8 protein-coding genes are annotated in these 12681 nt (G+C 60.0%); all 8 read left to right on the top strand.

Annotated elements, in window-relative coordinates; all coding sequences use genetic code 11:
* The first annotated feature begins 83 nt into the window (after positions 1-83).
* The 8 genes from VXJ24_RS02060 (at position 84) to VXJ24_RS02095 (ending at position 12666) form a co-directional block, all read left to right on the top strand.
* Positions 84-1235 (top strand): Mu transposase domain-containing protein, encoded by a 1152-nt coding sequence (locus tag VXJ24_RS02060; protein ID WP_330971252.1) that lies wholly within the window; start codon positions 84-86, stop codon positions 1233-1235.
* Positions 1219-1989: an IS21-like element helper ATPase IstB gene (istB, locus tag VXJ24_RS02065; RefSeq protein ID WP_330971253.1), complete on the top strand. Its 771-nt coding sequence runs from the start codon at positions 1219-1221 to the stop codon at positions 1987-1989. The genes VXJ24_RS02060 and istB overlap by 17 nt, the downstream gene beginning before the upstream one ends.
* Before the next feature lie 616 nt (positions 1990-2605).
* Positions 2606-3586: a 3-hydroxyacyl-CoA dehydrogenase gene (locus tag VXJ24_RS02070; protein WP_330971254.1), complete on the top strand. Its 981-nt coding sequence runs from the start codon at positions 2606-2608 to the stop codon at positions 3584-3586.
* Between the two features lie 493 nt (positions 3587-4079).
* Positions 4080-5498 (top strand): glucuronate isomerase, encoded by a 1419-nt coding sequence (gene uxaC / locus VXJ24_RS02075; protein ID WP_330971255.1) that lies wholly within the window; start codon positions 4080-4082, stop codon positions 5496-5498.
* A 24-nt stretch (positions 5499-5522) separates the two neighbouring features.
* On the top strand, positions 5523-7046 hold the full coding sequence (locus VXJ24_RS02080) for a tagaturonate reductase (RefSeq protein ID WP_330971256.1): 1524 nt from the start codon (positions 5523-5525) through the stop codon (positions 7044-7046).
* Positions 7047-7055: 9 nt separating this feature from the next.
* Positions 7056-8540, top strand: coding sequence for a UxaA family hydrolase (locus VXJ24_RS02085; protein WP_330971257.1), 1485 nt, complete (start codon positions 7056-7058; stop codon positions 8538-8540).
* Positions 8541-8610: 70 nt separating this feature from the next.
* The gene (locus VXJ24_RS02090) at positions 8611-10203 is read left to right on the top strand and encodes a glycoside hydrolase family 28 protein (RefSeq protein WP_330971258.1); all 1593 of its coding nucleotides are present in this window, start codon (positions 8611-8613) and stop codon (positions 10201-10203) included.
* A gap of 909 nt (positions 10204-11112) precedes the next feature.
* Complete coding sequence (locus VXJ24_RS02095) at positions 11113-12666, top strand: MFS transporter (RefSeq protein WP_330971259.1); 1554 nt, start codon at positions 11113-11115, stop codon at positions 12664-12666.
* Positions 12667-12681: the final 15 nt, after the last annotated feature.

Here is a 12681-nt window from a genome sequence, read left to right on the forward strand (position 1 = left end):
CAGCTCGAGCTCCTTCGGCAGCGCACCCCTGACGAGGACGCGCTCGAAGGTAAGGGAGTGTTTCGCCGTGTGTGTGCCGCTTTGTGAGGGAATGGAAGCTCGCGCAGGAGCAGTCCCCACGCGACGGCTTCCTCGAGCTCGACTGGGCGCCGGGCACCATGCAGGCCGACTATGGCACCTTCATCGCCACCGTCGCAGGCGAGAGGCTCGAGCTGAAGCTCCTCGTCGCGACGTTCCCGCATTCGAACGTCCGCTTCTGCATCGCGATGATGTGCGAGAAGGCAGAGTGCTTCTGCGAGGGGCTCGTCGAGATATTCGAGATGGCAGGGCGCGTGCCGCGCCTCGTCGTGCTCGACAATGCCACCGAGGCGGGGCGGATGCTCTTCGGCAGGGTGACGGAGTCCAAGCTCTTCTCCCAGCTCAGGGCCCATTACCGCTTCGAGGCCAGGTTCTGCAACCCCGATTCCGGAAACGAGAAGGGATCGGTGGAGAATGCCGTGGGGTTCCTGCGCCGCAACCTCCTCGTCCCCGTGCCCTCCGTGCCGAGCCTCGATGCGCTGAACTCGATGCTGCTCTCCGGCTGCAGGAGGATCAACGCCACGGCGAAGAGCAGGCTGCACGGACCTGCGCCCAAGGCCTTCGCCGAGGACCTCGCGGCGATGATGGCCCTTCCGGGCGTGCGCTTCGACTCCGTGAGATGGGTGCATGTCCGCTCGGACAAGAGGGGCTACATACAGCTGGACGGCGTCTCCTACTGCGCAGGCCCTGCCTGGCACAGCCGCGACCTCCTTGCGGGCGCCAGAGCGCGCACGGTCGAGATCATGGACATGCACGGAAGGCATGTGGCATCCCTTCCGAGGTCGTGGAAGCAGGGAGAGCTCGTGAGGAATCCTGCATCGCTCGTGCCTGCGCTGGTGGCGAGGCCGAGGGCGTTCGGCGAGTCGGTCATACGCAGGGACATGCCGGAAGCGCTCCTCTCCCATATGGACCGGCTGGAGAAGGATGACCTCAGGCGTGCGCTCAGGGCCATAGGGAGGGCATCGGACGCATCCGGCTTCGATGCCGCATGCCAGGCCGCGGAGCGCCTCTTCGCAGAGGGCAGGGTCCCGGACGATGCCTCGTGCGACGTGCTTGCGAGGAGGATCGCCTCGGGCGGCGCGGAAGGCGCGGGGGTCGACCTTGCCGCATACGACCGCCTTGCAGGGAAGGGAGGCTCCCATGGGGAGCAGCGCTGAGGCCCTTGCCGAGCGCGTCGCCGCTGCCGGCGCGAGATGCTCGCTCACGAAGTCGCTCCTCGCCGACTGGGGCGTGCGCGGCACGCCGAGGCAGGTGGAATACCTTGCCGAATACCTCGAGGCAGAATGCGCGAGCAGGGATGCCTCGAGGAAGGCATCCCTGCTCAGGAGGTGCGCGCTTCCGCAGGCGAAGACGTTCGACGGCTACGACTGGACATCCGTCTCCTGGCCGGAAGGCTTCGGCCGGGCGGACCTGCTCTCGCTCTCGTTCCTCGGGAGGCGCGAGGACCTCGTGCTCATGGGCGATGTCGGCACCGGCAAGACCCACATGCTCGAGGCGATCTGCACGCTCTGCTGCCAGCAGATGCGCCCTGCAAGGTTCTTCACCGCATCGTCGCTGGTCATGCGCCTGAGGCGCGCACGCGATGCGGGATCGCTCGACCGCGAGCTCGCCCAGCTCGCGAAGGCCGACATCCTGGGGATAGACGAGCTCGGCTTCCTCCCCCTCGACACCGACGGGGCGAGGCTGCTCTTCCAGGTCATATCCGAGAGCTACGAGCGGCAGTCCCTCGTGATCACCACGAACCTCGAGTTCGCGCGCTGGGGCGCCGTCTTCGGGGACGACCAGATGGCTGCTGCCGTGATAGACCGCATCTGCCATCACGGGAGGCTTCTGAAGTTCAGCGGCGAGTCCTGGCGCATGAGGCATGCCCTCATATCGGGAGAGGGCGCGCCTGAAGGGCAGCTGGCCTAGCAGTCTCCATGCGGCGCATTCAGGCACAGGAATTGAACACCGGATGTCCGGTTCCCGTGCCTGCAGCGTTCAATTCCTGGTGATATTACCGTTCACTTCTGCTTGACAAAACACAACCCTACAGCTCGGAGAGAGGTCCTCAGGGGCCATCTCTGACTGTAATGGGCGGTCTCAAGCATCTCTTCCAGAGCTTCTATGGGAGCCTCGATAGCGAGGGCAGGATGGAGCTTAGAAACGGCCTCTGCTTCGCAGGGATTCTCCGGATGCACAAGCAGAGGATGCACAGGCACGCCAGTGCATCTTTGAGGAAGACTGCGACGGGAAGAGGGGACGAGTTCGCGCAAGCGGATCTCAGGCGCACGAGGGATGGGCCGGATTCGATGGCGGGGACCCTGTCTTATCGCAGGATTCGGCACGCACCCTTATGAAGTGCCTGAAGAGGCTCCAGGGACAGAGGGCTTTGCCCCATGCTCTGCCACGGCGGGAGGGCCGATAGGTGCCCCTCGCCGCTTTCTGCTGGATGGCGGCTTTGCGGGTCTCATATACTTGATGGCAGTATGCAGGAATTCCAGCCCCATGCAGGGGCATATGCCCCTGCGATGACAGGAGGTTCTACATGGCTGAAATCAAGAATGTCGTGGTTGCCGGAGGCGGCGTCCTGGGGTCGCAGATCGCATTCCAGTGCGCCTATACGGGACACAACGTGACCATCTGGCTCAGAAGCGAAGGCTCCATCGGGCGCTGCCAGCCGAAGCTCGATGCTCTGCACAAGAGCTACCATGAGGCAATCGAGGGCATGAAGAGTGCCAAGAGCGCAGCAGATCCTGCCTGGTGCCCGGGCATCGCAGACTTCGGCAGCTTCGATGCGGATGCCTGCGCAAAGCGCGTCGATGAGGCCTATGCGTCGCTTACGCTTGAGCTCGATCTCGGCAAGGCGGTAGCCGATGCCGATCTCGTGATCGAGTCCATGGCAGAGGTCGCAGACCAGAAGTCTGCCTTCTTCAAGAAGCTCGCTCCCTTGATGCCTGAGAAGACGATTGTCGTCACGAACTCCTCGAGCCTTCTGCCCTCGCAGTTCACGAAGGACGTGGGCAGACCCGACCGCTATCTTGCGCTCCACTTTGCCAATACGATCTGGAAGCACAATGTCTGCGAGGTCATGGTCCAGGAGAAGACGAGCACCGAGTCCTTCGATGCGGTCTTCGATTTCGCAAAGGCCATCCGCATGATTCCGCTTCCGGTGAACAAGGAGAAGGCAGGCTATCTCCTGAACTCCATGCTCATCCCTTGGATGCTTTCGGGCCTGGACCTTCTGGCCAATGGCATCTCCGACCCTGCTTCCATCGACCTTGCCTGGACGTCTGGCACGGGCGCCCCGAAAGGCCCCTTCCAGGTCTTCGATACCGTTGGCCTCACGACGGCCTACAACATTGTCGAGCAGTATCAGAAGGTGCCTGGCATCGCGACCCCGCTCCTCAAGAAGATGATGCTTCCCTACAACTTCAAGGGCATGGAGAAGGTACTCAAGAGCTACATCGACGCCGGCAAGCTGGGCATGGCGGCAGGAGAGGGCTTCTACAAGTATCCGAAGGACTAGTCGGCATACCTATATATGAGAGCGTCTTGGGCGGCCTTCCGCAGGGAGGGCCGCCCTGCTGCTATCTGGTGGCATTCTTGGTGCTTGCAGACATGCTAGTTTTCTGATTGGTCAGAGATGCTTGCGCAAGCATGGCTCTGAGGGGCCCCAGAGTACGGAATTCTTGGCCTTAGTGTCTGAGATGGGCATCCAAAGCTCTATCAGATAGCCTGTGACCTGCAAAGACTCTTTCTTGTGGGAACGTTAGCAGTGTGTCGGGATTGTGGTTGGGGTAACGTTCACCGAATCGTGAACGGTTCTCGTCCAGCTTTCGTGAAATTTCACTTGCGTGGGCTCCTGAAAAAGTAATACGCTCTTCACAGCTTGAAACTAACATGCTAGATTGAGGCATGGGACAGGGTGTCATTCGGTGTGCGTACCAGGAAGGGCACATATCGGATGACGCTTCCCACCCTGTCCTGTGTCCGGGATGTCCGAAGAAGGGATACAGCCGATGAAGAACTTTATGGACGACAAGGACTTCCTGCTCTCCACCCCCACGGGCGAGCAGCTCTTCCATGACTATGCAGAGAACATGCCTATTCTCGACTATCACTGCCACATCTCCCCGAAGGAGATCTGGGAGGACAAGTCCTTCTCTTCCATCACGGAGGTCTGGCTCGGCGGCGACCACTACAAGTGGCGCCTCATGCGTGCCAACGGCGTGGATGAGCGCTATGTCACCGGCGATGCTCCTGCCCGTGAGAAGTTCCAGAAGTGGGCAGAGACCCTGTCCCGCTGCGTCGGCAACCCGGTCTTCGAGTGGAGCCACCTCGAGCTCAAGCGCTTCTTCGGCTATGAGGGCGTGCTCAACGGCGATACCGCAGAAGAGGTCTGGCAGCTTGCCAACAGGAAGCTCGCCACGCCTGAGTTCTCCTGCAGGAATCTCATCCGCCGCTCCAACGTGCGCCTGATCTGCACCACAGACGATCCTGCCGACTCTCTTGAGTGGCACAAGAAGATTGCTGCAGATGACTCCTTCGATGTCCAGGTCATCCCGGCCATGCGTCCGGACAAGGCTCTCGGTATCGAGAAGGAGGGCTTCGGTGACTATGTGAAGAAGCTCTCTGAGGTCGCTGGCATGGAGATCAACTCCTTCAACGACTTCGAGCGTGCGCTCTCCAAGCGCTTCGACTTCTTCGCAGAGATGGGCTGCCGTGCCTCCGACCATGCCCTCGACTACGTCGTCGATGTTCCAGCAACGGACGACGAGCTCGAGCAGATCTTCCAGGCCCGTGTCGCAGGCAATCCGGTCTCTGCGGAGGACATCCTCAAGTACAAGACTGCATTCATGAAGTTCGCAGCAGCTGAGTATGTGCGCCTTGGCTGGGCCATGCAGATCCACTTCGGCTGCAAGCGCGACAACAACCAGACGATGTTTGCGAAGCTCGGCCCAGACACCGGCTATGACTGCATCAGGAACGGCCAGAAGGCCGCAGACCTTGCGGACTTCCTGAACGATGTGAACGAGACTTCTGGCCTCCCCAAGACGATTCTCTACAGCCTCGACCCGAACGACACGACCATGATCGATACCGTCATGCAGTGCTTCCAGGAGGCGCCATGCGCAGGCAAGCTCCAGAACGGCTCCGCCTGGTGGTTCAATGACTGCGAGACCGGCATGAGGGCACAGATGACGACACTTGCCAATGAGGGCGTCCTCGGCAACTTCATCGGCATGCTCACGGACTCCAGGAGCTTCCTGTCCTATCCGCGCCACGAGTACTTCCGCCGTGTCCTCTGCGGCCTTCTCGGCGAGTGGGTCGAGCAGGGCAAGTATCCGAACGATCCGAAGATGCTCGCAAAGCTCGTCCGCGACATCAGCTACAACAACGCAGTCCGCTACTTCGGCTTCGATCTCGACGAGCAGTAAGAGATATAGGGGAGATACATTCCAATGGAAAAGCTCAGCTACAAGACGCTTCAGGATATGGGCTACAAAGGCTACCTCGTGCCGAGGGATGCCCCAGAGAAGGTGCTCCAGTTCGGCGAGGGCAACTTCCTCCGCTCCTTCGTGGACCGCTACTTCGACTATGCAAACGAGAAGACGGGCTGGAATGGCAAGATCTGCATCCTGCAGCCAATCGATGATGCGGCACATGACTATGGCTTCATCAAGGGCCTGAATGCCCAGGACTGCCTCTACACCGTCCTCGAGCGCGGCAAGCTTGACGGCAAGACCTACGACGACGCAAGGCTCGTGAGCTCGGTTTCCCGCTGCCTCAACCCGTTCAGGGCAGAGGACCTCGAGGAGCTCAAGAAGGTCGCCACCTCTGACGACCTCGAGCTTGTCGTCTCCAATACGACTGAGGCTGGCATTGCCTACGATCCGACCTGCAAGGCAGAAGACGCCTGGCCCTCGAGCTTCCCGGCGAAGCTTGCCAAGACCCTGCGCTTCCGCTTCGATGCCGGCAAGGGCGGCCTTACGATCCTTTCCTGCGAGCTCATCGACCATAACGGCGCAGAGCTCGAGAAGATCGTGAAGCGCTACGCTTCCGACTGGGGCTGGGAGAAGGAGTTCACCGACTGGCTCGACAAAGAGTGCCTCTTCTGCACGACGCTTGTCGACACCATCGTTCCGGGCCGTATCCGCGACCCCAAGGAGGCAGCAAAGGTTGCAGAGCGCCTCGGCTATGAGGATCCATTCCTGGCCGTGCGTGAGCCGTTCCAGATGTGGGGCATCGAGGGCGACGACAAGCTTGCTGCCAAGCTGCCGTTCATCCAGTCCAAGGAGCCGGGTGTCTTCGTGACTCCGGATGTCACGCCGTACAAGAAGCGCAAGGTCCGCATCCTCAATGGTGCACACACGGGCTTTGTCCCGGGTGCCTGGCTTGCCGGGTTCAATATCGTCCGTGACTGCATGCACGACGACACGATCCGTGGCTTCATGAACACGATGCTCGAGTGTGAGGTCATCCCGACGCTCTCGAAGGAGCTCGACCGTGCCGACCTCGAGGCATTCGCTGCGGCTGTCGAGAACCGCTTCGACAACCCCTTCATCGATCACCAGCTGCTCTCGATCTGCCTGAACTCCACGTCCAAGTGGCGTGCCCGCGACCTGCCGTCCCTTCTAGACTATGTCGAGCAGGAAGGCAAGCTCCCGAAGTGCCTCACGATGAGCCTTGCTGCGCTCATGGCATTCTATACGACGGGCACCGAGGGCCTTGCAGACGATGGCCTACACCTCAAGCGTGCTGACGGCACCGAGTATGTCGCCCAGGACGATGCTTCCGCTCTTGCCTTCTTCGCAGAGCGCAAGGATGCCTCCACGGAGAAGCTTGTCGACGATGTCCTTGCCAACACCGACATGTGGGGTCAGGACCTGCATGAGGTGAAGGGCCTTCGTGACGCCGTCGTCGCAGACCTCGGTCTCATCCGCCGCGAGGGCACGAAGGCTGCCTTCGCAAGCTGCCTGAAGTAGGTATACGTTATGGCACCTATCGTACATATCAATCCGGAAGACAACGTCGTCGTGGCGCTCCGTCCCCTCAAGAAAGGGGAGACCTTCTCCTTCGAGGGCAGGGAAGTCACGGCCACAGAGGACATCCCGCAGGGTCACAAGATGGCCGTGGCAGAGCTCGGCGTAGGCTCCACGGTCGTGAAGTATGGCCAGGCTATCGGGCACGTGACGGCAGACGTCCATCCTGGCCAGTGGATCCATACCCACAACATGAAGACGAACCTTTCGGGCGAGGTGGAATACACCTACGAGCCGACGCATCCTGAGCTGGCTCCAGTTGAGCCCCAGACCTTCATGGGCTACCGCACGAAGGATGGCCGCGCCGCCACAAGGAATGAGATCTGGATCATCCCGACTGTGGGATGCGTCAATGGCATCGCGCAGACGCTCGAAGCGCAGTGCCAGGACCTCGTCCAGGGTACGGTAGAAGGCATACATGCCTTCACGCATCCTTTCGGCTGCTCCCAGACGGGAGCAGACCACGAGCAGACGAAGAAGCTGCTCGTCGCACTTTCACGCCACCCCAATGCAGCCGGTGTGCTGTTCCTTTCCCTGGGGTGCGAAAACTGCACGCACCAGCAGATACTGGATGAGCTGGGGGAGTACGACCCCCAGCGCGTGCGTTTCCTCACCTGTCAGGACGTCGAAGATGAGCTGGCCTCGGGCCGTGCCATCATCGAGGAGCTTGCCGAGCTGATCTCCCATAACAAGAGAGTCCCCATCCCAGTGTCCGAGCTTGTTGTCGGCATGAAGTGCGGCGGCTCTGATGGCCTCTCTGGCATCACGGCAAACCCGACAATCGGCCGTGTGAGCGACATGGTCGTGGCCCAGGGCGGCACGTCCGTCCTGACCGAGGTGCCCGAGATGTTCGGCGCCGAGAGCTTCCTTCTGGGACGCTGCGTCTCGAAGGAGGTCTTCGATGCAGCCGCTGGCATGCTCAATGGCTTCAAGGACTACTTCCTGAGACATCATGAGGTCGTCTACGACAACCCGAGCCCGGGCAACAAGCAGGGTGGCATCACGACGCTTGAGGACAAGAGCTGCGGCTGCGTCCAGAAGGGCGGCAAGGCTCCTATCGTCGATGTCCTGAAGTACGCCGACCAGGTGAAGAAGCAGGGCCTCAACCTCCTCTGCGCTCCTGGCAACGATATGGTCTCTTCGACCGCGCTTGCTGCTGCCGGCTGCCACGTGATCATGTTCTCGACCGGACGCGGCACGCCCTTCGGCGCTCCTGTGCCGACCATCAAGGTCTTCACGAACACGGCGCTCTCGAAGAGGAAGCCCAACTGGATGGACTTCAATGCTGGCGTGATTGCTGACGGCGATGCCACGATCGACGAGGCAGCGAAAGACCTCTTCGACCTCGTGCTCAAGGTTTCCTCGGGCGAGAAGACCTCGACTGAGCGCAGGAACTGCCACGAGATCAGCATCTGGAAAGACGGCGTCGTCCTCTAGGACGAACGCTTCAATGGGGCCCCTGGATACCTTTTTGTCCAGGGGTCCTCTCTATCGGGGAGGGATAGGCATGGATATCAAGACAGTCTGGCGCTGTGCCCGTGCTGCCGTGATCGAGCTCGATGACGGCGGACTCTACGACACATTCTTCAGCTGGGAAGTCTATGTGAATGGCCAGCGCCAGGGCACGACGAAGAAGGTCGAGACCTATGTGGATGGCCTCGTCCCAGGCCAGCGCAATGTCGTGAAGTTCGTGAACGGCGACGAGGTCTACGAGGCAGGCGTCACGACACCCCTGGAGTCTGCAACGATCGATGTGCGCGACTGCGGCGCCAAGGGCGACGGCAAGCACGACGATACCGTGAACATCCAGGCAGCGATTATGGCATGCCCGAAGGATGGCCGCGTGCTCGTGCCGGCAGGCAAGTACCTCGTGAAGTCGCTCTTCCTGAAGTCCGGGTGCTCGATCGAGCTCCAGGAAGGCTCACAGATTCTTGCCCGCCACGACCGCGACCAGCTTGCCTATATCCCAGGCACGCTCAAGGGCACAGAGGGCCTCGGCAAGGATGCGACGGACCTCTTCCCGCTGGGACGCTGGGAAGGCGAGTCCATCTCGACCTACTGCTCGCTCTTCACGGGCCTCTCTGTACATGATGTCAACATCTATGGCCGCGGCACGATCGATGGCCAGACGGACTTCGCCGATGACAACTGGTGGCACAACGTGAAGGACCTCTACCGTCCGGAAGAGGGAAGAGACATCGCCCGTCCGCGCATGGTCTTCCTCTCCGAGTGCTCCCATGTGTCTCTTGCCGGCATCACGGTCCAGAACTCGCCTGCCTGGAACATCCATCCGGTTCTGTGCGACCACTTCGATGCCCTGTGCCTCAAGATCTGCGGTCCCAAGAACTCCCACAACACGGATGGCTGCGATCCTGAGTCCTGCTCCTTCGTGCGCATCCTCGGCTGCGAGTTCTCGGTCGGCGACGACTGCATCGCCATCAAGTCCGGCAAGCTCGGCATCGAGCGCACGCTTCGTCCTGCCACGCACGACATGCTCGTGGCCCACTGCCTCATGCATGATGGACACGGCGCGGTCGTCTTGGGTTCTGAGGCGGCAGGCGGCATCAAGGACCTTGTGGTCCGTGACTGCGACTTCCGCCGTACGGACAGGGGCCTGCGCGTCAAGACGCGCCGCGGACGTGGCAATGACGCCGTGAACGAGGGCATCCTCTTCGAGAACATCCACATGGACCATGTGCTGACGCCCTTCGTCGTCAATGCCTTCTACTTCTGCGACAAGGATGGCAAGACAGACTATGTGCAGTCCAGAAAGCCGCTTCCGGTCGATGAGCGCACCCCGGGCTTCGGCATGCTCGAGTTCCGCGACATCGTGGCAGAGAACTGCCAGGTGGCTGCTGCCTGGATCACGGGCCTTCCTGAGCGCAAGATCTCCGAGCTTGTCTTCGACGACGTGAAGATCTCCTTCGACCCGGATGCCGAGCCAGGCGTGCCGGCTATGGCATCAGGCGTGGAAGCAATGGCACGAAAGGGCATCATTGCCCAGAACGTCGAGAGGCTCGTGCTCCGCGCGGTCACGATGGAGGGCCAGGACGGCGACGAGCTGGTGCTCGACAATGTCGACGAGGTTGTCCACCTCTAGCTTCCTTCCGGCAGCCTGCTCCTTTGCATATCGGCTGCCATTCCATAGAGCTCCTCTGCACCATCCCACCCAGCAGAAGAGAGCGTACACACGAGGCGCCAGATGCCTTCGGGCATCCAGCGCCTCTTTGCTGTCGCACTATAGAGGCTCAGAAAAGCCTGATGGCCGTCCTGCGCTGTTTTGGGCACAAGAAGATATGACGCGCACCCTCCATGCATCAGAAGGGTGCCAGGCAGTATGCCTGACGAACTTTCTCTGTCCGTACGATTGGCATCGGAAAAGCTCGGCCACGAACCATGCGGTGAGAGCCTCTATGCTCGAGGCGTCGCTGTAGCTCATGATGGGGCAGCATATAGAGCGAAAGCCCCGGAAGGTCACTCATGCAAAAGATCATGATGCCCCGGGGTTGCTTTTTGTCTGCGGCACCCAGCACTCGGCGTCAGCTCGCGTCTCCAGCTATTGGCCATCTCCGGACGTCTCTTCTGGCCTGAAGCTGCATGGGCGATCTGCAGGGAAACCAGTTTGCATCGATCTCTGGAAGCCAGCTCTGCGAAATTCAGAGTTGAAGACTGGCATATCAGAGAAATGCATACTTCTGCATAGACTGGCCGAAGAGTGTACGTTCACCCTGAAAAAGTAACCGTTCACCCGAACCTGAACGAAAAATAACTGACATGCCAGTGTAAGGGCTATGCAACGTGCTATAACTATTCGCGTCAGATAAACCTGTTTAGAGACGGCGAAATCGCAAAGAAGACAGGAAATGTGGCATGCCAGATGGTATTAAGGAACAGCAAACGAAGTTCCACACATTTTTTCTGAATCTTCGGCGCAGGGGAGCAGTTGCAGGTGCATCTGGAATGCACGCAGCCTATGGGGGATGGGACCCTTTGAGAGGAGTGAGACGGCGTGTCAAAGATAGGTAAGAAGCGCAAGATAAACTTCTGGACAAGGCTCGGTTTCGGTATGGGAGGCATGGCCAACTCTGGTGCTTTGACCTTCACGCACAGCTACATGGTCATGTTCCTGTCCACGCAGTGCGGCCTGTCTGCAACGGAAGCAGCACTCATTGCTTCTGCGGCCATCTACATCAATGCCTTCCTCTGCCCGATCATGGGATTTGTGGCAGACAACTTCTATGCCACGAAGGTCGGCCGCAAGTTCGGACGCAGGCGCTTCTGGATCCTGCTTGCCATTCCTATGATGCTTGCTGAGCCGTTCATCTTCCTCGTCACGCCGTTCGGCTTCGGCTACTACTTCGTGCTCTACATGATCTACAACATCGCCTACGCCTTCGTGACGACGAACCTCGTGCCGCTCACGATCGAGATGACGGACGACTACAAGGAGCGCAGCCTCCTTACCGGCTATAAGCACATCTTCGGCAATGTCTCCGGCTTCGTTATGGCTCTTCTCGTCGGCATCGGCTTTGGCTTCTTCGGCGAGGACAATGCATCGTCCTACTTCATCATCGCTACGACGAACTCCCTCATCATGGTCGCCTCCCTCATCGCCGTCTACTGCTCCACGTGGGAGCGCTCGCCTGAGGAAGTTGCCCAGGAGAAGATCGACAATGCCTGGGAAGCCATCAAGAAGCTCTTCATCGATGTCTTCTCCACGTTCCGCAACCGTTCGTTCCGCCGTGTTCTTTCTGTCTATCTGACCATGAAGTTCGCAGCAGCCTGCTGGTCTGCCTGCCTCTCCTTCTTCATCGTCTACTCTCTCGGCATCGCAAAGTCCTACGAGTCCGTGATGGAGATGCCGGGCAAGATCGTCGCAATCGTCTGCACGGCTGTCTGGGTTGCCTGGATGGCAAAGAAGGGCTTCCACACGCCTTGGTACGTGTCCACGATCGGCGCTGCCGCCTGCATCATTGCCTTCAACTTCTTTGCCTTTGGCCGCATCAACGGCGCGTTCGATGTCACGACCGCTATGATTGCCTACCCGATCATCTTCGCAATCTGGAAGTTCTTCTACGTCGGATTCCAGTATCTGCCTGATGTGCCTATGAACTATGTCCCTGATGTCGATGAGCTCATCACGCTCCGCCGCCGTGAGGGTGTCTACTCTGCAGCACAGCAGTTCGTCCAGCAGATTGCTTCCGCTCTTGCTGCAACGCTCTGGTCTGTCGCCCTTGCCATGTCCGGATTCATCTCCTCGACCGGCAACAGCGCCCAGGTCCAGCAGCCTGCTTCCGTGCCTATCACTATCTGCACCTACATGCTCATCGGCTGCGCCGGCTTCTTCATCCTTTCCTGCATCCTCGGCTCCCGTATCCACGTCGACAAGACCGAGTGCGACATGCTCTGCGCTGAGGTCAAGCGTGTCCGTGAGGGCGGCAAGATGGAGGATGTCAAGCCTGAGGTCAAGAAGGTCTGCGAGGATCTCTCCGGCTTCCCGTATGAGAAGTGCTTCGCCCACAACAACGTCGGCTACCAGGAAGACATCAAGGCAGCTGACTAGGGTCTCAAGAGCATC

Source organism: Olsenella kribbiana (assembly GCF_036408795.1).
In the GTDB taxonomy this organism is placed as follows: Bacteria; Actinomycetota; Coriobacteriia; order Coriobacteriales; family Atopobiaceae; genus Olsenella_L; species Olsenella_L kribbiana.